The following is a 22597-nucleotide window of genomic DNA, read 5'->3' on the forward strand; positions in this document are numbered from 1 at the left end:
CAGTGCGATCCCCCGCCGGCTCGTGCCGTGGGGGAACCTGACAAGGGTACCGGGCCGCGACGACAATCCCGAATCGTTCTCCACAGGCCCGGTCCAACCGGACGCCGGCTCAGGTGATCCGCACGAGCAGGCGGTCCGGTGCGCCGGTGAAGTCGCCGGCCAGCTCGTCGTCGTCGAGCCCGTCCTCGCGCACCTCGCCCTCCGCCACGTCCTCGTCCACCGGGGCGTATGCCGTCGGCGCCGGCTCCCGGGGTGCCGGGACGGCGGCCACGCCGCGCCACACGCGGACGACCAGCCACGCCACCCCGCCCACGCGGAGCAGCAGGAACACGGCATACCAGCCCGGCGGCAGGCCGCGGTCGGGCGTGGACAGGCCCGCGACGTAGAGCCACACCATGGCGAAGTGCAGCGCCTCGGCACCCGCCCACACCAGGTGGTCGCGCCAGCGCAGGCCGCACAGGGCGACGAGCGGCACCAGCCACAGCGACGCCTGGACGGGGAACGCCTTGCCGGTGAGCAGCACGAGCGCCACGAGCACGAGCGACACCTGCGCCAGCGTGGGCCGTGGGCCCGGGCGCAGGGCGAAGACGGTCCCGGCGAGCAGCGCCAGCACGCCGGTCGCGATCGAGAGCAGGGTGGCGAGCCCGGGGGGCAGGGGGTCGAGGCCGACGAGCTGCGGCAGCAGCCACACCGAGCCGAGGCCGGGCGCGCTCTGCCACCAGACGTCGGCGCTGCGCAGGACCGCGCCGGGGTTGCCGAGCAGGAAGGGCACCAGCACGACCGCGACCGCGACGACGGCCCCGAGCAGCGCTCGGCCCACCGCGGCGAGCCGGCCGGTGCGGACGCCGAGGAGCAGCAGGGCCAGCAGGACGAGCAGCGGGTAGGTGCGGGCCGTGACCGCGAGGCCGAGCAGGACTCCTGCGGCGAGCGGGCGGCGCCGCGCCCACAGCCACACCCCGGCACTGACCAGCACCACGCCGAACAGGTCGACCGACACCATCGCCGCGAGCAGCAGGACCGGGCTCAGGGCGACGTGCGCCGCCAGGGCCGCGTGCCGCGGGCGGGTCGCCGCCGTCAGCCAGACGATGCCGAGGGCGCAGGCCGTGGCCACGACCGCCCACAGAAGGACGAACCATCGGGTCTGGTCGAGGAACGCGCCGTCCGGCACGAGGCCGCCCAGCAGCGCGAGCAGGCTCCCGCTGAGCACGGGGTGGTCGGACGTGGTGCCGGAGGCGGTTAGGTACGAACCGAGGCCCTCGTGCAGGCGGCCGAGCTGGTAGAGCGACGGCAGGTCCGAGAAGCAGCCGTGCCAGAACTGGTCCGACCCCGCCCAGCCCTTCTGGATGCAGTGCGAGCGCTGGACCACCGACAGCGCCATGGTGAGCGCAGCCGCGACCAGCAGCGGCAGCACGGTGGCCAGCCACGACGCGGCCCGGGCGGAGGCGTGCCGGCCGAGCGGGCCGCCGGCGAGGGCCAGCGCGCCGCCCGACAGGCCCTCGTCCTGCCGCTCCGGGGCCGCCGCCGTCACGGCGCGGCGGTGGTCTGCTGCGGCGCCGGCGCCCCCAGGGTCAGGGTCGTCGGGGGTGGCACCGTCACCGTCGGCTTGCCCGTGCCGTTCGTCTTGGTGGGCGTCGGTGTGGTGGTCGTCGGCGGCGCCGTGGTCGTGGTCGTGGTCGTCGTGGTCGTGGTGGTCGTCGACGACGACGACGTGGTCGTCGGCGGCGGCGTGTAGACCGAGTTGTCACCGAGACCGGCGCGCGGCGGGAAGTCGACGACCTTCTGGCCCTTGAGGGCCGCGGTCATGAAGTCGGTCCAGATGCGGACCGGCACCGTGCCACCGGTGAGCTCGCCGACGCCCGGCACGTTGTTCATCGACAGCTCCTCGCCCTTCTTGCCCGAGGAGTAGATGCCGACGGCCGTGGCCAGCTGGGGCGTGAACCCGTCGAACCACGCGGCCTTGTTGTCCGTGGTCGTGCCGGTCTTCCCGGCCGCCGGGCGCCCGAGGTTCTGGGCGTAGGTCGCGGTGCCCTGCTTGATCGGCTGCTCCATGGCGTCGATCGCGTCCGCGGTCACGCTCTTGTCGAACGCCGCCTTGCGCGCCGGCTTGGCCTTGTAGTTGAGGTCGCCGGGGCCGCCGGTGACGCTGCGGATGAAGTACGGCGTCACCCGCACGCCGTTGGAGGCGATGGTTGCGTAGGCGTTCGCCATGTCGATGACCTTGACGTGCGTCGTGCCGAACACGTTCGCGTAGTTGGCGCTCTGCTGCTTCTCGGGCAGGCCGGCCGCGACGGCGGCGTCCTTGGTCTTGTCCGGGCCCACCTTGATGTTGAGCTGGGCGTAGACGGTGTTGACCGAGTGCGCGGTCGCCGTGCGCAGGTCGATGTTCCCGAACTGCTCGGCCGCGAAGTTGGTCACCCGTCCGAGCCGCTCGGACTCCTTGCTGGAGGTCTTGTCGGCGAACTCGGGGAAGTACTGCGGGCTGCGGCCGTCGAACCGGGTCTTGGTGCTGATCGGCTTGTCCTGCGCCAGACCGGCGAGCAGGGCGAAGACCTTGTAGGTCGAGCCTGCCTGCATCGTGGCGTCGGTGGCGGTGTTGAACTGCTCCTTGCGGTAGTCCGCACCGCCGTACATCGCCACCACGGCACCGTCGCCGGGCTTGATGGCGGTCAGCCCCACGTGCAGGCTCGAGGTCCCCTTGCCCGTGGGCATCCTGTCCTCGACCGCCTTGACGGCGGCGCGCTGGGCCCGGGCGTCGATCGTCGTGACGATCCGGAAGCCGCCCCGGTCGATGTCCTGGTCGGTGAGCTTGAGCTTGGCCTTGAGCTCGTTCTTCACCAGCGCGGTGATGTAGCCGTTGGGCCCGGACTTGCTCTTGGCCGGCTCGTACTTGACCAGGCTCTTGGTCGGGAACTGGGCCTTGTCGCGCTCGGCCCGGGTGATCCAGCCCTTGGTGACCATGCCGTCCATGACGTAGTTCCAGCGCGCCTCGGCGTTGGCCTTCTGCTTCTCCCCCAGGCCCGGGTCGAAGTACGTCGGGCCCTTGACGACGGAGGCGAGCAGGGCGCCCTCGGAGACGGTCAGCTTGGAGACGTCCTTGCCGAAGTACGCCTTCGACGCGGTCTGGATGCCGTACGCCCCGCGGCCGTAGTAGATCGTGTTGAGGTAGTTCTGCAGGATCGTGTCCTTGGACTCCTGCTTGGCGATCTTGATCGAGATGATGATCTCCTTCCCCTTGCGGGAAAGGGTCTGGTCCTGGGTGAGGAAGTAGTTCTTGACGTACTGCTGGGTGATGGTCGATCCCGACTGCACCTCGCCGCCGCGCAGCGTCGCCCACGCACCGCGCAGGATGCCGGTGGGGCTGATCCCGGAGTTGCTGTAGAAGTCGCGGTCCTCGGCCGACAGGTGCGCCTCCTGCACGGGCTTGGGCACCTTGGACAGCGGGACGTCCTCGCGGTTGATCTCGCTGATCCGGTCGAGCTCGGTCTTGCCGTCGGCGAAGTAGATGATCGAGGCCTGCCGGTCGGCGAGCTCGTTCGGCTGCGGCACCTTGACCATCGCGTAGGCGACGAAGAAGGCGATGACGCCGAGGAGGACGCCGGCGAGCGCCACGAGGCCGAGCCGCTTCGCCCAGACCTTCCCGCGGCCACCGCGGCCGGGGCCGCTGGTGCGCTGGGTGCTGGACTTCTCCCTGCGGGTGCGCGCCGCCTTGGCGCCGGCCCGCGTACTGGGACGTGAGGAGCTCATCTGACCTTCCCGATCGGCATACGTGCGTGGGGTCGCCCCGGGGCGACCCGGGTCAAGTATGGCCTGCTCTTCCTGTGAGGGCTCGCCCGGCGGGAGGGCACTAGATATATCGCGCCGATATATCCAGTGCTACGCTTCCCGTCAACCGGTCATCGCGAGGTGGCCGACGACACCCCGTTCGTCCGGACGTCCCGTGGAAGGAGGCCCCGTGAGTCGCCGGTCCGACCTGCTCGAGTTCGCCGTCCTGGGCCTTCTCCACGAGAGCCCGATGCACGGCTACGAGCTGCGCAAGCGGCTCAACGCCGCGCTCGGCGTCTTCCGGGCGCTGTCGTACGGGACGCTCTACCCCTGCCTGCGGGGGCTGCTCGACCGAGGCCTCATCACCGAGGTCGCCGACACCGCCGCGGCGGGGACGTCCGGGTCCAAGCGGGCCCGGATCGTCTACGAGCTCACCGCGGACGGCAAGGAGCACTTCCAGGACCTCGCCAAGGAGGCCGGGCCGACGGCGTGGGAGGACGACACGTTCGACGTCCACCTCGCGTTCTTCGCCCGCACCGAGGCCGAGGTCCGGCTGCGGATCCTGGAGGGCCGGCGCAGCCGGCTCGAGGAGCGGCTGGCGACCATCCGGTCGGCGTCCGCGAAGAACCGCGAGCGCCTCGACGCGTACACCGCCGCGCTCCAGCAGCACGGTGAGGACGCCGCCGAGCGCGAGGTCCGCTGGCTCAACGAGCTCATCACCGCGGAGCGGAACATCCCCGCGTCCGCCCCGCGGTCCACCCAGGCCGGCAGCCCCGCGGCCACCCACCCCATCACAGGAAACAAGGAGTAACCCCATGGGATCCGTGCGCGTCGCCATCGTCGGCGTCGGCAACTGTGCCAGCTCGCTGGTGCAGGGTGTCGAGTACTACAAGGACGCCGACCCGGCCGGCACCGTGCCTGGCCTCATGCACGTCCAGTTCGGTGACTACCACGTCAAGGACGTCGAGTTCGTCGCCGCCTTCGACGTGGACGCCAAGAAGGTCGGCTTCGACCTCTCCGAGGCGATCGGCAACTCCGAGAACAACACCATCAAGATCGCGGACGTCCCGCCGACCGGCATCACGGTGCAGCGTGGCCACACCCTCGACGGCATCGGCAAGTACTACGCGATGACCATCGAGGAGTCCGACGCCGAGCCCGTGGACATCGTCCAGGTGCTCAAGGACACCAAGGCCGACGTGCTCGTCTCCTACCTGCCGGTGGGCTCCGAGGACGCCGACAAGTTCTACGCCCAGTGCGCCATCGACGCGGGTGTCGCGTTCGTCAACGCGCTGCCGGTCTTCATCGCCTCCGACCCGGAGTGGGCGGCGAAGTTCGAGGCCGCGGGCGTGCCGATCATCGGTGACGACATCAAGTCCCAGGTCGGCGCCACCATCACCCACCGGGTCATGGCGAAGCTGTTCGAGGACCGCGGCGTCACGCTGGACCGCACGTACCAGCTCAACGTCGGCGGCAACATGGACTTCAAGAACATGCTCGAGCGCGAGCGCCTCGAGTCCAAGAAGGTCTCCAAGACCCAGGCCGTCACCTCCAACCTCACCGGCCCGCTGGCCGACAAGAAGGAGGACCGCAACGTCCACATCGGCCCGTCGGACTACGTCGCGTGGCTCGACGACCGCAAGTGGGCCTACGTCCGCCTCGAGGGCCGCGCGTTCGGTGACGTGCCGCTGAACCTCGAGTACAAGCTCGAGGTCTGGGACTCCCCGAACTCGGCCGGCATCATCATCGACGCCATCCGTGCGGCGAAGATCGCCAAGGACCGCGGCATCGGCGGCGCGCTGCTCAGCGCCTCGTCCTACCTCATGAAGTCCCCGCCCGTGCAGCGCGAGGACACCGAGGGCCGCGCCAAGCTCGAGGCCTTCATCGCCGGCACCGAGGAGCGCTGACCGCGCTGACCCCGGTCACGCCGCTCGCCTGAGCATCGAAGGGCGCCTCCCGCACCACGCGGGAGGCGCCCTTTCGCGTATGCCGGGGAGCCGGACGTCAGGCGGGCTGGGGCTCGCGGTCGCGGTCGTCGGTCCGCGGGGCGTCCGGTGCCGCCTTGGCCTGCCTGGGCGGACGGGCCGGGCCCTTCGCGAACAGCGGTCGCACGTCGACGTCGGAGCGCAGGCGGCGCCAGAAGTCGGCGTTCGCGCGCAGGTCCGAGCGGGCGTCGTTCGTGGCCGCCCAGTAGGCCGCCGCGTCGGCGTCCGTGGGCAGCCCGGGCCCGAAGACCAGGGCGTTGGCCGACACCGCCAGCGGCCGCAGGTCGACCGGGCCGCCCACCGCTGCGGCCTGCTCGAGCCGGGTGGCCCGGCGCGGCGGGTGGTGGCCGTAGGACCGGGCGCTGGCGACGAGATCGTTCCAGGCCCAGGCGATCCGGGCCGGCGTGGGGCCGCGCGTGGCGTGCCGCCGCCGACGCCAGGCCTTGAGCCCGCGGACCAGCCAGTACAGCAGGGTGAGCGCGAGCAGCGGCAGCAGCACGTACAGCACCAGCACCCGCAGCCACCACGGCCACGAGGTCGGGTCGAAGAGCTTCTTCGGCGGCTTCTTGAGGTTGGTGGCGTTCTGCGCCTGGTCCGGGCCCTGCAGCACGCTGGGCGGGTTGCTGCCCGGCGGCGGCGGGACGAGCGCGCCGACCTTGCGGTCCTGGACCTTGGTCTGCAGCTCCTTGGGCTTGCGGTCGCGGTCCGGCAGGAAGTTGTCCTGCAGCACCGGCACCCACGTCCCGGTGGCGTCGCGGACCTCGACCCAGGCGTGGACGTCCTTGCCCTGCACCTGCCCCGAGGCCGGCACGATTGCGCCCATGACCACCCGGGTGGGTATGCCGAGCCGGTTGCCCACGAGGGCGAGGGTCGCGGCGTACTGCTCGTCGTCGCCGGCGAGCTGCGGGATGGAGGTGAACCGCGAGAGCCGGCCGATGCTGTGGCCGGGCAGGTAGAACCGCTCGACCGAGTTCTCGGTGCCGCCGTCGGTGTAGGCGCCCTCGGACTGCATGACCCGCGCCACGGATCGGAACTGCGCCCAGGGGTCGGGCTCCTCGCCGGTCCAGGCGTCGAGCTTGGCGTCGAGGAACGAGGTGTCGGTGCTCTCGGTGAGCGAGCCGGTCGACGTCGAGAGCGACTGCGGCATCCTCGCGGCCGTCGCCGGCACGTAGGCGGTGAACGTGTACGTGTCGCCCGCCTCGAGCCGGGCGGGCACCAGCGCAGTGTTGGTGTCGACGTTGAGCCACAGCTGCGAGGCCAGGGCCTCCTGCCGGGCGCCGGTGAACCGGAAGCCCGTCACGGTGCCGGCGGTCGGCAGCCACACGTCGCTGTACCCGCCGTCCGGCACGGTGACCGTCACCGTCGTCGGGCGACCCGGCCCCTGCGCCGCGACGCTGCGGCCCACCTGCTGGAACGACGCGCCGGGCACGACCGACCCGCTGTTGGCCCGGCTGGCCGCGCCCCACACCGACCCGTCGTAGGAGTCGAGGGTCGCGAACCGCAGCGGCGTGCCGGCCGGCAGGCCGCGCACGTCGAGCACGGTGGTGTTGAAGAGGTCCGCCTTGTTGGGCTCGGTGTACTTGCGGAAGCCGGCCAGCGGGCTCGTGAACGCGGCGATGTCGATCGGCGGCGTCACGTGGGCGCGGGCGACGAGGCGCGGGTTGGCGTCGCCGCCGGGCAGGTGCGGCCCGACGACCAGGCCGGCGACCGTCGCCAGGGCGACGAGGCCGGCGCCCACCCCGAGCCGGGTGGTGCGGCCGGCACCGTTCTGCAGCGCTGCCCGCGTGCGGGCCGAGCGCTCGACCATCCAGCCGATCGCCACGACGGCGAACCCGACGCCCTGCGCCGCCAGCGCGGCGGGCTCGAGCGTCCCGAGCACGATGACCAGGCCGAGGACGGCCAGCGGAGCCAGCACCACGGCATACGGCGAGCGCAGGCGGCGCGCGACGGCGTAGGTGACGGCGCCACCGACCAGGCCCACGGCCCAGGGCAGCGCGTGCAGCTCGGCGGTCGCGTCGACGGGCGGCAGCAGCGTCACGAGCCGCTTCCAGCCGTGGACCGCGGTGTCCGCGAGGTCGGCGAACGTGCGCAGGCTCGGCACCACCCCGCCGACGAGGTCGCCACGCACGGCGAGCGGGCCCCCGAGCAGGAAGTACGCCACGACGACCGCGGCCAGCGTGGCGACGGCGGGGAGCCGCAGGGCGGTGGTGACGTGGGCGAGGAGCAGCCCGACGAGCAGGCCCCCGGCGGCGGCCAGCACCCAGGCGTACCCGGCGAAGTCGGTGCGGAAGCCCAGCAGTGCCAGGCCCACGAGGACGACGGTGAAGGCGGCGTCGACCAGGGCGTGCCGCCCGGGGACCAGCCCGCGTCCGTCGGCGTCGGCCCGCGCCCTGGCGCGGGTGACCGTCCACGACCGCGCGCGGGTCATCCCCGGTGCCGTGCGGTCGCGGTGGGGGCCGGTCGGGCCGCTGGGGTATGCCGTGTCGCTCACGTCAGTGCCCCGCTCGCGAGGACGGCGCGCAGGTCCTGGATCCGGCGGATGTTCAGGCGGACCACCCCGCCGATGTGCCGGACGCCGGTCTCCTGCATGGCGTCGATGGTCAGGACCACCTTGGTGACCTCGAGCTCGAACCGGTCGAGGGCGCGCTGGGCCTCGATGAAGGGGCGGCGGGGACCGGTCACCAGCACGGCGATCGAGGTGTCGGGTGCGAGGGCCAGGGCCTCGCCGCACTGCGCGTAGGGGTCGCAGGGGCCGAGGGTGACCCGCGCGAACGCGTCGAGGGTGAGGGACGCGGTGGTGCGGGACGCCTTCTCGCCCCGGCAGACGACCGTCGTGTCCTTGTCGTCGAGGATCGAGCGGCGGGCGAGCGAGGCCGCGGCGGAGATGGCGGTCTCCACCTCGTCCTCACCGCCCTCGTAGTGCTCGGGGTCGGCGTCGACGACGAGGCACAGGTGCGAGCGCCGGGTGTCGAGGAACTGCCGGACGAGCAGCCGCCCGGCCTTGGCCGAGGACCGCCAGTGGATGTAGCGGCGGTCGTCCCCCGGCTGGTACTCGCGCAGGGCGTGGAAGGCCAGGTCGGACATCGACAGGTCCTGGGTCGTCTCGCCCTCGAGGTCGCGCAGCAGGCCGGCGCCGAGCGGCTCCAGCGAGACGGTGCGCGGGTGGACGTAGAGGTCGGTGACGTCGGTCCACTGCTCGGTGCGGCGCACGAGCCCGAGCGGGTCGCCCTGCACGGTCGAGGCCGGTCCGACCGGGATGACCCCGCGGCGGTGGGTGGGGACGACGAAGAGCTCCTCGTGCTCCTTGCCGGCGGCCAGGGTGGGCAGCGTGAACCGCGCGGCGGAGACGCCGACCGGCAGCTCGACGACGACGGGGAGCATCGGCCGCTTGCTGACGTTCTCGACGGTCACCCGCCCGGTCGCAGGCTCCCCGACGCTCACCCGCACCGGCTCGAGCTCGGTGGTGATGCGCACCCGGGTCCGGCCGAGGGCGAGCAGGAGGCAGGCCAGCCACAGCACGAGGCACGCCGCCGCGAGCATCAGCAGCTCGGTCCAGCCCGTGCGCACCCCGACGACCCACCCGACGACGCCGAGGGCCAGCACGGCCCAACCGAGCGGCGCGACCCAGCGCGCGGTGGCGAGCACCGGGGTCCAGGCAGGGCGGGTGCGCTCCCGCAGCTCGCCGGCACGCACGACGACCCGCCCGGCGAGCCTGTCCACGCGCGCCCGGGCAGCCGGCGGCAGCACCGAGCCACCAGCACCGGTGCCCGCCGTGCCGAGCGACGGCAGCGACACCGACGGCCGGGGCAGGGAGCGCAGCGACGGCACACGTCGCGCCCGCGTCGCCTGGCCACGCGCACCTGACCGCGCGCGCAGCTCGGCACGGCTGACCGTCCGCTCCTCGGGAGCGGGCTCGGGGGGTCCTGCGGGTGAGGTCATGTCAGGCGACGCGCTCGACCGGCGGCTCGACCTCGCCGAGGACCTGGGTGATGACCTGGTCGACGGTGGTGTTGGCGAACTGCGCCTCGGCGGTGAGGAGCAGGCGGTGGCACAGCACCGGCTGGGCGAGGGCCTTGATGTCGTCGGGGATGACGTGGGTGCGGCCCTGGCTGGCGGCCCACGTCTTGGCGCAGCGGACGAAGGCCAGGCAGCCGCGCACCGACAGCCCGAGCTTGACCGACACGTGCCGCCGCGACGCCTCGGCGATCTGGGAGACGTAGGCGAGGATCGCCGGGTCGACGTGGATCTCGTCCGCGAGCGCGGCCATGTCCGTGACGACGCTGCTCGTGACGACGGCCGACAGCGAGCCGGCGCGGTCACGCACCTTGGCGTCGCGCAGGACCGCGACGGTGGCGTCGACGTCGGGGTAGCCCAGGCTCGTCTTCATGAGGAAGCGGTCGAGCTGGGCCTCCGGCAGCCGGTAGGTGCCGGCCTGCTCGATCGGGTTCTGGGTGGCGATCACCATGAACGGCCGGCCCGCCTCGTGCCGCACGCCGTCGACCGTGACGTGTGCCTCCTCCATGACCTCGAGCAGCGCCGACTGGGTCTTCGGCGAGGCGCGGTTGATCTCGTCGGCGAGCACGATGTTGGCGAAGATCGGGCCCGGGTGGAAGTCGAACGTCTGCTTGCTCGGGTCGTAGATCGTCACGCCGGTGACGTCGCTCGGGAGCAGGTCGGGCGTGAACTGGATCCGGTTGTTGGTGCCCTGCACCGTGCTGGCGAGCGCGCGGGCCAGCTGGGTCTTGCCGGTGCCCGGGAAGTCCTCGAGCAGGATGTGGCCCTCGGACAGCATGCAGGTCACGGCGAGCCGGATGACGTGCTCCTTGCCGAGCACCGCCTTCTCGATGTTGCCCACCATCTGGCGGAAGGCCTGCTCGAACCACTGGGCCTGGTCCTGGGTGACGGTCATCGCTGCGTGTCTTCCTTCGGGGTCGTCGTACGGGGTCTCGGGGCGGTGCGCAGGTCGCTCACCATGTGATGCTGTCCTTCACGCCGCCCGTGCACGAGGCGGTGACGGTATGGCCTGAGTAGCCGTAGAAGTTGTCGCTCTCCTTGTAGTTGTTCGGCCCGAGCGTCAGGTTGTACCAGCCGCTGACCGACTGCCCGTCGGCGGTGAAGGAGCACGTGACGCGCGTGCCGCCGGGGTAGTTGGCGGTGCGCACCGCGATCCACCGGCAGGCCGACGACGTGCAGGAACCGTTGCCGGTGTTGCAGGACCGCTGGCTGCAGGTCTGTCCCTTGAGGACGGTGACGCTCGGTTTCACCGGCGCCGCCTCGGCCTGCTGGGTCATGGTCAGCGCGTTGTTCGACCAGCCGGCGGCGGAGTAGGCGAAGACCTTCACGGTCCAGCTCTGGGAGTAGTTCCCCGTGAAGGAGATCGACGTCTTGGCCGAGCCGTAGACGGTGCCGTTGATCTTGACCTGGGTGATCGGCCGCCCGTTGGTCGGCAGCGACCACGAGAAGTTCACCGTCTTGCCCGAGGCCGAGTGCCGCCCGTTGTTCGGGGTCGGCGTCGGACCGTAGGGATGGATCGACACGGCGGTGGACCAGGGGCCGGCCCGGCCCGCGGTGTTGATGCCGCGCACCTTGAGGTTCTGCACCGACGTGCCGAGGTTGGCGTTCGTGGTGAGGTCAGGGGTCCGGGCGCCCTCGGGACAGGTGCACGTCACGATCCCGCTGTTGCCACCGGACGACCACTCGACAGCCTTGTAGCCGTTGGCGTTGGACTCGCCCAGCACGACGCTGAACTGCGCCTTGTAGTTGGGCGAGTCCGTCCTGGCCTTGAGCCCCGTCGGCGTCGTCGGGAACCCGGTGGGCTTGATCGTCGACACGTTCGACTTAGGCGACTCGTTCGAGGCGCCGTTCGTGGCAGTGACCACGTAGCCGTAGGTCTCACCCGAGTAGCTCACACCGTTGTCGCGGAAGAACGTCGTCCCGGGTGAGGTGGTCCCCCGCTGGGTCCACGCGCCCGTGCCGGTGCGCCGGTAGATGGTGTAGCGCACGAGCGTCGGGCCGTTGGGCGCGACCGGGTTCCAGTTCACGTTGACGTAGCTGCTGGTGTCACCCGAGGCCGGGGCCGGGGTCGTCAGGGTCGGGGCACCGACGGCCTGCGGCGTGCCCGCGGACTGCAGGTCGGCGGAGGGCCCGTAGGGGCCGGCGCCGAGCCGGTTGACCGCGCGGACCGAGACCCGCTGGACGTGGTCGTTCGTCAGCCCGGCGATGCGGGCCGTGGTCGTCGGCACGGTGACGGTCGCCCGCTTGGCCACGCCGGTCGTCGTGTCGACCGCCTGCACCTGGTAGCTGCTGACCGGGCTGCCCTTGCGGGGCGGCTCGCTCCACCCGACGACGAGGTAGCCGTCGCCGCGGGACACCATCTTCACGCCAGTGACCGGGTTGGGCAGGGTGTCGGGCTCGACCGGGGCCGACGGTCCCGCCCTCGGTCCCTCGCCCACGCCGTTGGTGGCGCTCACCGAGAAGGTGTACTGCTCACCGTCGGTGAGGCCGCCCACGGTGCACGGCGAGGCCGAGCACGGCTGGGGGCCGGGTGCACCCGGGCCGGTGGTGTAGACGGTGTAGCCGGTGATCGGCGAGCCGCCGTCGAACGTCGGCGGGGTCCATGAGACCCGCGCGGTGCCGCCGTTGACGCGGTCGGCGGTCGCGGAGACCCCGCCCGGGGCGAGCGGCTTCCCGAGGACGCTGATGGTGCCGCGGCCCACGGCGTTGCGGCCGGGACCGTCGGAGACGGACACCTCCACGACGCCCTTGCCCGAGGAATCGGGTCCGGCAGTCACCGTGACCGTGCAGCCCGAGGCGCTCGCCGTGAGCTGCTTGCCACTGACGATGCGCGCGGCCCCGACGGTGCAGGACGGCTTGTCCAGCGGGGAGTCGAGGTAGCCGTGCAGGTCGACCGTCTGCGACGAGCCGGCCTTGAGCCCGTCGACGGAGAACGGCCGCACCCGCGGCGGCGGCGCCGTCTGCAGCGGGTTGCCCTGCTGGTCGACCGCGGCCTTGGCCGGGTCGGTGTCGAGGCCGAGCACCGTGACGCGGATGTACGAGGGCGAGCCGTTCTCGGGCTGCACCCGCACCCGCCCGTTCACGCTGCTCGGGGCGTCCCGACCGGCACGCAGCACGACCTCGCGGCCGCCCGTGCCCGACTGCTCGAGGTCGACGCCCCTGGACTCGGGGTCCCAGCTCGCCTGGTACTTCACCCGGTCCGCCGTGAGCCCCGGCGGCAGCCAGGCGTGGCACAGCGTCGGGATGTCGAGCGAGCGCGCCCGGCCCGCCGCGGTGAGGCTCACCGCGAAGTCCGGGCAGGTCAGCAGCGGCACCTTCGGCCCGATCTGGACCGGGATCGAGACGTATGCCGTGCGGGCGTCGTTCTGCTGGGAGTTCTCCTCGTCGGTCACCTCGAGCAGCACCGCCCCCGGGCCGACGTAGCCGTTGGACGACGTCAGGGTCAGGGTGTTGGGGCCGTCGTTCTGCACCTGCAGGTTCGCGGCGGGAGAGGAGCTGAGGGTGTCGGGGGTGGTGAGCGACACGACCCGGGCCCGCGGCGACTTCACGTAGTCGCCGATCGCGACCGTCTTGGTGGAGTCCTTGCCCATCTCGATCAGCGAGCCGTCGGCCACGAAGGGGGCGCCGTTGCTGCCCGTCGGCACGTAGATGAGCGCCATGGCCGTTTCGCCGTCGGCGTCCTCGATGACGTAGGGGACGGTGTGCGGGTGGTCCAGGACGCGGACCCGCACCTTGTTGCCCTCGACGACGCCCTCGGGCGACAGGGTGCGCACGATCCGCAGCTGGCTGTGGTCGCCGTCGACGTCGCGGTCGTTGGCGAGCGCGTCGACCAGGGTGGTCTGCTCGTCCGCCTTCGGCTTGGCGACGTCGTCGACCGCGACCGGCCGGTTCTTCCAACCCTTGACCGGGATGACTGCGATCGTCGAGCGCGACGGGTCGAACACGCCGTTGTCGATGCCGTACGTCAGCCGGCGCGGGCCGTCCGCCACCGGCGGGACGGTCGTGCGGAAGGTGCTCGCCTTGGCGTCGATGCGCCACGTGGCCAGCTCGCCGGCCGGGTTGAGGTCCTTGTACGTGAGGTCGACGACGTCGCCCCGGGCGATGAGGTCGTTCTCGGTCGGGTCGATGGTGACGGTCTTCCCGGGCGCGGCCCGGACCTCGTCCTCGACCGCGACCGGGGGCTGGGGGTCGCCGGGCTGGACGACACCGATCCGCACGAAGCCCGTGCTCTCGGCGCCGTACCGGTCGGCCACGCGGTAGTGCAGCACCTCGGTGCCGGCCGCCCGCGGGTACGCCTCGTACTTGATCGTCGAGGCGCCGAACCCGGTGACCCGGCCCAGCGACAGCTCGACCGGTCCGCCGTCCTCGCCCTCGATGCCCTGCACGGTGACGCTGTCGCCGTCCGGGTCGACCCCGGACGTGGGCACGGTGATGGTCAGCGGCTCGCCGGCGACGACGCTGGCGGAGAAGCTGCGGGCGGTCGGGGCCTGGTTGGGGTTGGTCGGGCCGGGCGGCGGCTTGACCGTGACGGTGACCCGGGCCGACTGCTCCTTGCTCTTGTCGCCGATCGGATAGGCGCCGTACTCGATCGTGACGACCTTCTCGGCGGCGATCGGCTTGGTCGTGTCGGGCACGTACCGCAGCACGTTCCCGGACGCGAACGCGTTCTGCGCCTCGCCGCCGAGGACCTTGACCGAGTCGGGGTCGAGCACGAGCGGCACGCCCTCGGCCATCGAGTCGTTGTCGAGGACCGGAACGGTCACGGTGTCGCCGTAGCGGACCACCGCGGTGTCGTCCTGCACGATCGGCAGCGCGCTGTCGTCGGCCGGCCGCTGCGTGACCGTGAGCTCGCCGGTGGAGGCCTTGCGCCCGTCGCTGACGACGTACCGGACGGTGCCGGTGCGCGGCGCACTGCCGGTGAAGGGCTCGAGCGCCTCGACCCGCACCCAGCGCCCCTGGTAGATCGACGGCCGCAGCCAGTCGCTGTCCGCGTCGGTCGAGACGCTGCGGGTGACGAGCACGTCGGCCCGCGGCGAGTAGTCGTTGGCCAGCACGTCGGCCATGACCGGCGTCTGCTCACGCACGGTGGCCGAGTCGCCGTTGGCGACCGGCGGTGCGTCCGGGTCGGGGTTCTCGATGAGGTCGACCCGGATCCGGCCCGGCGCCACGCCCTGGCCCACCTGCGCGGCATACGTCAGCTGGTAGGTGCCCTTGGCGGAGCCGGTGATGGTCACGACACCGGTGTCGAGCTCGGTCTGCACGGTGAGCGAGCCCTGCGAGCGCACCTCGGTGGCCAGGCGCATCCGGGCGTCCGGCTCCTGCGGGTCGGCGCCGGCGATGTCGTTGCCGAGCGGCTCGATCTGCAGCGGCTTGCCGACGACGCCGCGCACGACGTCCGGCTGGGTGCCGGGCGCGCGGAACGTGGAGTCCTTGCCGAGCACGGTGAGGGTGACCTTGGCCTTGGTGCGCGCGCCGTGGTCGTCCTCGACGGTGTAGTCGACCGCCTCGGACCCGGCCTTCTGGCCGGCGCGCACGACGAGCCGGCCGAGGCCGTCGACGAGGCTGCCGGAGTCGGTGGGTGCCACCGAGACCGGGTCGCACTCGGGGTCGCGCCAGTCGCCGAGGACCTGCAGCGGCAGACGTCCGCCGGCGACGACGGGGTATGCCGTCGTGGCGATCTTCGCCTGCCCGTCGCGCAGGGTGGGGGGCGAGTTGACGGAGTCGTCGACCACGGTGACCGAGACCGTCGCCTGGGCGTGGGGCGCCGACGTGCCGTTGTTGACCTTGTAGGAGAAGGAGAACGACCGGGCCCCGGGCCTGGCCGGGACCGTGATGTCGATGCTCTGGCCGTCGCCGGCCACCGTCGTCGTCACGCCGGGGACGTTCGGCGTCGTCACCTCGTCGGGCGCGATGGCCAGGATGGAGCCCGCGCTGTCGGTGTCGTTGTCGAGGACGTGCAGCTTGGAGGTGCGCCCCGCCCGGACCTTGTAGGTGTCCGGCTCGGCCTTGGGCGGCTGCGGGGTGCTCGTGTCGTCGACGACGTTCTTGTCCTTGTTCATGGAGTTGTCGTCGGTCTGGCTCGGAGGGACGACCGAGTCCCAGTTGTCGACCTTGAGCGGCTTGGAGTCCAGGTCCCAGGCGTCGCCGGTGTCGAGGTCGTTGAGCACCACGAGGCCGTGGTTGGTGCGCAGGGACATGCCGTCGCGCAGCGGGACGTCGCCCGGCCGGGTCAGGGTGCCGGCGGAGGTCGCGTCGTCCTGGCCGCAGTTCACGCCGTAGTACGCCTCGGCCGTCCGGGCCCACGCGCCGTGGACGCACGACCCGAGCCGCAGCGGCCGGCTGACCATCGGCGACTCGGCCGCGCCGGTGGCGTTGGGCAGGCGGATGCCGCCCTGGTCGGGCTGGCCGCCGAGGCCGATGACGCGGACCTCGGTGGCCGTCTCGAGCGCGACCGAGTCCGCGGCCGGGCCGGCCTGCTGGAGCGCGGCGTACGCCAGCGAGCCGGTGCGCCGGACGCCGCCGGCCACGGGGGCGTCGAGGCCCTGGGCGAACAGCTGGTCGTCCACGGGGTCGTAGACGACCCAGCGGGTGCCGACCGCGGTGATGTCGACGGCGCTGGCCTGCAGCTTGACCCGCGAGGTGACCGGCTTGCCGAAGGAGTCGCCCGCCGCGGGGATCGTCACGACCGTGCCCGTGGCCGCGGACACGGCGTGCACGCCGCCCGTGACGTCGACTGTGACCGCGGCGACCGCCCCGACCTTGGCGATCGGGTCGCCGGTCGTCGACAGGTCGAGGCCCTGCAGCGGCCCGGACGTGCCGACGCGCTGCGCCCAGACCTTGCCCGAGGTCGGGTCGACCATCGCGACGGTGCCGCCGCGCAGGTCGACGGTGGAGGGGACGTACTCGTTCGCGACCCGCTTGGCCCGGCTCGGGTAGGAGACCGCCGCCGAGGAGTCGAGCCGCCCCGTCTGGGGGTCGATCGGCAGGAGCTGGTTGGTCGCGAGGCTGACACCGAGGACGGCGGACCCGTCCTGCAGGACGTCGAGGCCCGAGCCGGGCGTGACGTTGGCCTGCACGCCGGCGTCGAACTGCTTGGCGGCCTTGTTCATCCGCGCGAACTGGGCGTGGTTCGTCGCCGAGACCCACACGCCGCCGTCGTTGAGGTCGGCCTCGTGGACCGTCTCCCCCTTGGACTGCACGGCGAAGAAGGTCAGGCTGGCAGCCGCCAGCGCGACCACGACCCCCGACGCGATGCCCGCCCTCCGGTGGAACACCGGGCTCATGACTACTTCCCCCCAGGTCCTTCACTGTCGATCGCGTCGAGGAGCACGAGGTCCGCCTCCGTCACCAGACGGGTCGACAGCGCGTGCTCGACGAGCCTGGCCTTCCGATTGCTCGCGAGCTTCCCCGGGCCCCCGTGCAGTCCACGAGTACCAGCATCTGCGAGCTTTTGACACACGTTGTCCAGCTTTCGGTTGAACTTCGTGACCTTCCACCCCAGCCGCGCCGCCGCGTCCGCCGACGACGGGATCTGGCCGGGACCGGCATACGACCGGCGCAGCAGGGGCTCCGCCAGGGCGACGATCAGCAGCTTCTGGTCGGGGGTGAAGGTCACCCGCCCGACCGTCGTCTCGCCGGTGGCGGCGTCCTCCTCGAGCGCCTCGGTGCCGGTCGAGGTGAAGGCGGGGCTGCCGACGACGACGTCGAAGTCGTAGGTCGTCGGGCCGGCGGTGAACCAGACCGTGAACCGCTCGAGTGCCAGCGGGATCCGCGCGCCGGGGTTGAGCCAGGCCTGGAACAGGCCCTTCTTGTCGGCGACGGTCGCGGTGAGCGTCGTGCCGACGTTGCTCAGCCACCACAGGCCGCCGTCGTGGACGACCTGCAGGAAGCTGCGGTGCAGGAACGGGTTGTCGTCGATCTCGACGTCGCCGGTGCGCCCGATGGTCAGCGGCGTGCCCGGTACGGCGACGAACTCCTCGCCGCAGAACTCGACCGTCACCGTGCCCGCGTCCACCGCCGCGCTCACTTCGCCACCGCGCAGACCGGGGTCGAGTAGTCCGAGGCCGCGCCGTTGCGGTTGGTCTTCACCTGGGCACACACCTGGGTTCCCGCCTTCGCTGAGATGGTCGTGGTCGCCGAGTCGAGGGGTCCGCGGTCCCGGGCCTGCGCCAGGGCGGAGGTGTCCGCGCCGGAGCGGACGAAGAACCGGTCCTGCTTCTGCGGCGCGAGGTAGGTCCACGTGAGCCGCACGCCCTTGGCCACCCCGGTCGCCTCCACGCGCGGGGCGTCGGGGACGTCGAGGGCCACGTCACCGGTCTGGCTCGCCGCCGTGGTCGGGGAGTCGGTCGCCGTGTCGTCGCCACCGCGACCCCCGAAGAGGAACGAGAAGAGGGCGAAGAGCGCGACCGCGCCGACCGCGAGGGCCGCGAACGTCACCGCCGGGTTGCGCGTCGGCGCGGGGGCCGGCGCCTCGGGCGCGGTGAGGGTGCTCGTGCCGAGCCGGTCGCGGCTGACCGTCCCCTCCGGGACGTCGCCGGGGACCGGCCTGCGCTCGTATGCCGCGTGCGTGCCGGGCGCGGTCGAGACGCCCTGCGCGCCGGTGACCGCGTGCGTCCCCCCGACCGAGCGGACCGGCCGGGGCGGGACGACCGGGACCTGCCCCTGCACGGCCTGGGGCGCGCGCACGCGGGTGCGGTCGCCGTCGCCACCGTCGGGGCCGCCGGACTGGTCGGCGAGGGTGGTCTGGCCCTGCTCGTCGAGGACGACGATGGCCGAGCGGGCGAACCGCTGCTCCTGCTCGATCTCCTGCAGGGACCGCGCGAAGGCGAGGGCCGACTGCGGACGGGCGTCGGGGTCCTTGGCCATCGCCTGGGCGAGTAGCCGCTCGAGCGAGGCGGGCACGTCGGCGCGGCCGGTCGCCGGCACGGGGCTGGTGCGGATCCGGGGCATGAGCCCGTAGGCGGAGTTGTCGCCGCCGGGGATCTCGAACGGCGAGCGCCCGACGAGCAGCTGCCACAGCGTGGCCGCGAGCGAGTAGACGTCGGAGCGGACGTCACCGCTGGACTGGCCGAACAGCACCTCCGGCGGCGCCCACGGCACGCTGACGCCGACGTCGTCGTCGTCGTCCTCGGCGGCGCCGTGGCCGAGCTGGCCGGCGATGCCGAAGTCGGTGAGGCCCGGGGCGCCGTACTGGCTGACCAGGACGTTGGCCGGCTTGATGTCACGGTGGGTGATGCCCGCCCGGTGGGCCGTCTCGACCGCGCTGGCCAGCTGGATGCCGGTGCGCAGGACCTCCTCGACCGACAGCCGTTCGCTGCGCGAGCGCATCGCGAGGTTCGGCGGCGGGTAGTACTTCATGACGAGGTACGGCCGGCCGTCGGCCGAGCTGCCGGACCGGAAGACCTGCACGATGTAGGGGTGGTCGGCGAGCTGGGCCATGGTGTCGGCCTCGTCGCGGAACTGGCGGCGGATCGCGTCGGTGATGCCCTCGCCCTTGAGCACCTTCACCGCCACCCGCATCCGGGGCGCCTGCTGCTCGTAGAGGTACACGTCGGCATACCCGCCGGAGCCGATGCGCTCGCGGTAGACCAGGCCCTCGAGCTCGGGCGGCGTGGCAGTGCTCACGCGCGCACCTCGTAGGTGAAGGTGACCTCGTCGGCCATGCCGACGACGGTGCCGGGCTCGATCACCTGGCTGTCGCTGGGCCGCAGGCGGACCGGCTGCTGCCCGGGCAGGGTGATCGTGGTGCCGTTGGTCGACCCGAGGTCGCGGACCAGGACGTGCCACCCCTCGAGGACGACCTCGACGTGGTTGCGCGAGATGTCGTTCTCCGCGCTGACGACCCGCACGAGGTGCGGCCGGTCGGCGGCGGGCAGGTCGGCGTTGAGCTTCGGCGCCCGGCCGAGCAGGACGCCCCGGTCGAGGGTGACGACGTCGCCGCTGGACAGGCGGATCGTTCCGAGCGGCGGCCGGGGCGTCTGGAACGGCTGCTGCGGCGGGATCTCGCGGTCGCACACGCGGCAGGTGACGGCGTGCGGTGGGCTCGGGTGGCCTGCCGGGCACAGGACCGCCAGCACGATCGGGCCGCGCGGGATCGAGCCGGTGGCGGTCACGGGCAGGCTCGCCCGGTCGACCGTGGCCTCCTCGGGCTGCACCGGCGCCGGGGCGGGAGCCGCCGGCGGCGCGGACGCGGGAGGGACGGGCCCCGGCACGGGCTCCGACGCCGACGGCAGCGGGGGCAGGGCGCCCCAGCCGGTCGGTGCCGCGGGCGGCTGCTCGGCGGGGCGCGCAGGAGCCGGCTCCTCAACGGGGCGCGCAGGAGCCGGCTCCTCAACGGGGCGCGCAGGAGCCGGCTCCTCAACGGGGCGCGCAGGAGCCGGCCGCTCGGTCGACGGCGTGGGGTCGGGGACGGGGCCCGACGTCTGCTCCGGCGGCGGGACGTTGCTGCCGCCCCGGCGCCACGGGACCGACTCGATCAGGCCGCTGCCGCTGCCCGAGCTCTCCCGGGACCCGGCGCCGGCGGCCGCGCCCGCCGAGGGGGTGGACCCGGACGGTCCCGACGTGGCGGGCCGGGACCCGGCTGAACCGGGAACCTCCGGGGCGGCCGGCCGGCCCTGCTGGGTGTGCTGCGGCGGCGGGAGGGTGTGGGCGGAGGACTCGTCGAGGCCGCCGGCCTCCTCCATCGGCGCCCGGCCGATGGGCGGCTCGGAGAGCGAGCCGGTGTCGTGGTTGCCCAGGAAGGGCGGCGTGCCGGTCGAGCCGGGTGCGCCGAACAGGTAGTCGTAGCCCGGCACGTCCTGCACCTCGGGCTGGTCGCGGTCGGGCGCCTGCTGCTCGCGGGGCGGGCCGCCGCGGCGCAGCCGGGCCGGCAGCTGCCAGCCCCTGACCGCGCCCGGGCGGTCGAGCTCGCCGTCGGGCAGGCCCTCGGGCTCGGGCTCGGGCAGCGGCTCGCCGGAGTGCAGCACCACCTCGGAGGCGCCGGCCGGGGCGTCCTCATCGGTCCACGGGCCGCGCCCGGCGCGGACCTCCACGTCGCCGTCGGGACCGGACACCACGGCATACGCGGTGCCGCGGGCGACCACGCGCACGGGGTCGCCGTCGAGCACGGCCACGAAGTCGGGTGCCCGGCGCAGGCCCTCGGCCGACAGGGCGTCGAGGACGTCGTCGAGGTCGCCGGTGTGGACGGCCTCGGCGACCCGCTTGACCACGTCGTCGGACTCGACGCCGCGCACGAGGGCGGACACGCCGCCAGCCGAGATGGCGGACCATCCCGGCTGGTCGGGGGCGGAGAACCGGACCTCGCTCATGCGGGTGACCCCGTCACCTCGCTGCGGGGAGCCGTGTCGGCGTCCGGGTCGTCGTCGCTGTCGGCGCGGCCGTCGAGGTCGACGACGACCACGGTCACGTTGTCGCGGCCACCGGCGTCGACCGCGGCCCGGACCAGCGCCTCGGCGGCGTCCTGCGGGTCCTCGTGGGTGGACAGCAGGTGCGAGATCTGGGCATCGGAGAGCTCGCCGTTCAGCCCGTCGGAGCAGACGAGGAACCGCTCGCCCGGCTGCGGCGGAAAGACCCAGAGGTCGACCGCCGGCATGGTGTCGGAGCCGAGCGAGCGGGTCACGACGTTGCGCAGCGGGTGCCGGGCCGCCTCGGCCTCGGTGATGAGGCCGGCGTCGACCAGCTCGCGCACCTCGGAGTGGTCGACGGTCACCGGCTCCATCCGGCCGCTCGCGAGCCGGTAGACGCGGGAGTCGCCCACGTTGAAGACGGCCCAGTGGCTCGAGCCGCCCTGGGACACGATGGCCAGCCCCGCGGCCGTCGTGCCCATGCCGGTCTGGGCCGGGTGCCGGGCGACCGAGCGCAGGATGCGGTCGTTGGCCTCGGTGAGCGCGCGCACGACGTCGTCGCGGACGACGACCGCGCGGGACGTCACCTCCTGCACGGTCTCCACCGCGATCCGGCTGGCGACCTCGCCCGCCGCGTGGCCGCCCATGCCGTCGGCGACGAGGTAGAGGCCGCCGGTCGCGAGGTGGCAGTCCTCGTTGTGGTCGCGGACGCGGCCGACGTCGGTGGCCGCGCCGACGCGCAGCGTCAGCCCGTGCACCGTGGTCGGGGTGGCGCTCACCGGGTCACCCGCACGGTCTGCATGAGCTCCTGCACGGTGGCGTACTCGGACTCCACCTCGGGCCCGCCCACCGAGCCGGTCACCTGGATGAGGTCGACGACCTGCCCGCGCCGCGCCCCCGCGAACAGGTGCGCCTGCACGACGTCCCCCACCTTCTCGTCGGTCCACGACACGTTGACGCCGACGAACGGCACGTCGGCGATCTCGACCTCGAACGGGTCGTCCATCTCGCCGTCGGGCCGCTCCTGCACGAACGCCTTGAGCTCGGCCAGGGCCCGCCCGATGGTGAACTCCGCCGAGCGGGTGAACCCGCGGACGACGAGGTTGGGCGCGAACGCGCCACCCTTCTCCGCCCGCCGCGCGGCGAGCAGGGTGCCCGGGACGCGCACCGGCGACCAGCCGTCGGGGATGTCGACGGTGACCGAGGGAGGGCCGGGGAACTGCTCGCTCGGGTACTTCAGGGTGGGCATCGGGACCTTTCGGGGGGCCAGGGCGGCAGCCGTCGCCGCACCGGCAAGGCTAGGTGGCGTGGGGAGACCTGCCGATGGGGAGCACTCCCCATCGTCGGCACCCCGCCGCGTCACCCCGCCGGCACAGACGTGGGCAAGGTTCCCACACCGGACGCGTCACCGAAACCTCGCCCATTTCGGACCTCCGCCCGCCACTGACGCACCCCACCCACCGGGCCCGCGACCCGCGACTCTCCGCGCAGGAG

13 protein-coding genes are annotated in these 22597 nt (G+C 73.0%); 2 read left to right on the forward strand and 11 right to left on the reverse strand.

Annotated features, from left to right (window positions below):
* Nucleotides 1–109: 109 nt before the first annotated feature.
* Together J2X64_RS07870 and J2X64_RS07875 are read right to left on the reverse strand one after the other, a co-directional pair.
* Nucleotides 110–1528: a glycosyltransferase 87 family protein gene (locus tag J2X64_RS07870; protein WP_310152023.1), complete on the reverse strand. Its 1419-nt coding sequence runs from the start codon at nt 1526–1528 to the stop codon at nt 110–112.
* Entirely contained in the window at nt 1525–3744 is a 2220-nt protein-coding gene (locus tag J2X64_RS07875) for a transglycosylase domain-containing protein (protein ID WP_310152026.1), read from the reverse strand. Before J2X64_RS07875 ends, J2X64_RS07870 begins: the two co-directional genes overlap by 4 nt.
* Nucleotides 3745–3952: 208 nt before the next feature.
* On the opposite strand from J2X64_RS07875, the gene J2X64_RS07880 reads away from it, so the two are divergent.
* Both J2X64_RS07880 and J2X64_RS07885 read left to right on the forward strand, forming a co-directional pair.
* The gene (locus J2X64_RS07880) at nt 3953–4573 is read left to right on the forward strand and encodes a PadR family transcriptional regulator (RefSeq protein ID WP_310152029.1); all 621 of its coding nucleotides are present in this window, start codon (nt 3953–3955) and stop codon (nt 4571–4573) included.
* 4 nt (nt 4574–4577) lie between these two features.
* Nucleotides 4578–5669, forward strand: coding sequence for an inositol-3-phosphate synthase (locus J2X64_RS07885; protein WP_310152032.1), 1092 nt, complete (start codon nt 4578–4580; stop codon nt 5667–5669).
* A gap of 97 nt (nt 5670–5766) precedes the next feature.
* On the opposite strand, the gene J2X64_RS07890 is transcribed toward J2X64_RS07885, so the two are convergent.
* The 9 genes from J2X64_RS07890 to J2X64_RS07930 are packed head-to-tail and all read right to left on the reverse strand — an operon-like array spanning nt 5767 to nt 22352.
* The gene (locus J2X64_RS07890; protein WP_310152035.1) at nt 5767–8238 is read right to left on the reverse strand and encodes a transglutaminaseTgpA domain-containing protein; all 2472 of its coding nucleotides are present in this window, start codon (nt 8236–8238) and stop codon (nt 5767–5769) included.
* On the reverse strand, nt 8235–9686 hold the full coding sequence (locus J2X64_RS07895) for a DUF58 domain-containing protein (RefSeq protein WP_310152036.1): 1452 nt from the start codon (nt 9684–9686) through the stop codon (nt 8235–8237). The genes J2X64_RS07890 and J2X64_RS07895 overlap by 4 nt, the downstream gene beginning before the upstream one ends.
* Nucleotide 9687: 1 nt before the next feature.
* Nucleotides 9688–10656 (reverse strand): MoxR family ATPase, encoded by a 969-nt coding sequence (locus J2X64_RS07900; RefSeq protein ID WP_310152038.1) that lies wholly within the window; start codon nt 10654–10656, stop codon nt 9688–9690.
* Nucleotides 10657–10714: 58 nt separating this feature from the next.
* Nucleotides 10715–17044 (reverse strand): Ig-like domain-containing protein, encoded by a 6330-nt coding sequence (locus J2X64_RS07905; protein WP_310152041.1) that lies wholly within the window; start codon nt 17042–17044, stop codon nt 10715–10717.
* Nucleotides 17045–17046: 2 nt separating this feature from the next.
* Complete coding sequence (locus J2X64_RS07910) at nt 17047–17787, reverse strand: hypothetical protein (protein ID WP_310152045.1); 741 nt, start codon at nt 17785–17787, stop codon at nt 17047–17049.
* Nucleotides 17784–19385, reverse strand: a complete 1602-nt coding sequence (locus tag J2X64_RS07915) for a serine/threonine-protein kinase (RefSeq protein ID WP_310152048.1) — start codon at nt 19383–19385, stop codon at nt 17784–17786. The genes J2X64_RS07910 and J2X64_RS07915 overlap by 4 nt, the downstream gene beginning before the upstream one ends.
* Nucleotides 19382–21067: an FHA domain-containing protein gene (locus J2X64_RS07920; protein ID WP_310152051.1), complete on the reverse strand. Its 1686-nt coding sequence runs from the start codon at nt 21065–21067 to the stop codon at nt 19382–19384. The genes J2X64_RS07915 and J2X64_RS07920 overlap by 4 nt, the downstream gene beginning before the upstream one ends.
* Complete coding sequence (locus tag J2X64_RS07925; RefSeq protein WP_310152053.1) at nt 21064–21882, reverse strand: protein phosphatase 2C domain-containing protein; 819 nt, start codon at nt 21880–21882, stop codon at nt 21064–21066. Before J2X64_RS07925 ends, J2X64_RS07920 begins: the two co-directional genes overlap by 4 nt.
* Complete coding sequence (locus tag J2X64_RS07930) at nt 21879–22352, reverse strand: hypothetical protein (RefSeq protein WP_310152055.1); 474 nt, start codon at nt 22350–22352, stop codon at nt 21879–21881. The genes J2X64_RS07925 and J2X64_RS07930 overlap by 4 nt, the downstream gene beginning before the upstream one ends.
* Nucleotides 22353–22597 lie beyond the last annotated feature (245 nt).

The organism is Phycicoccus sp. 3266, from assembly GCF_031456495.1.
Taxonomy (GTDB): Bacteria; Actinomycetota; Actinomycetes; order Actinomycetales; family Dermatophilaceae; genus Pedococcus.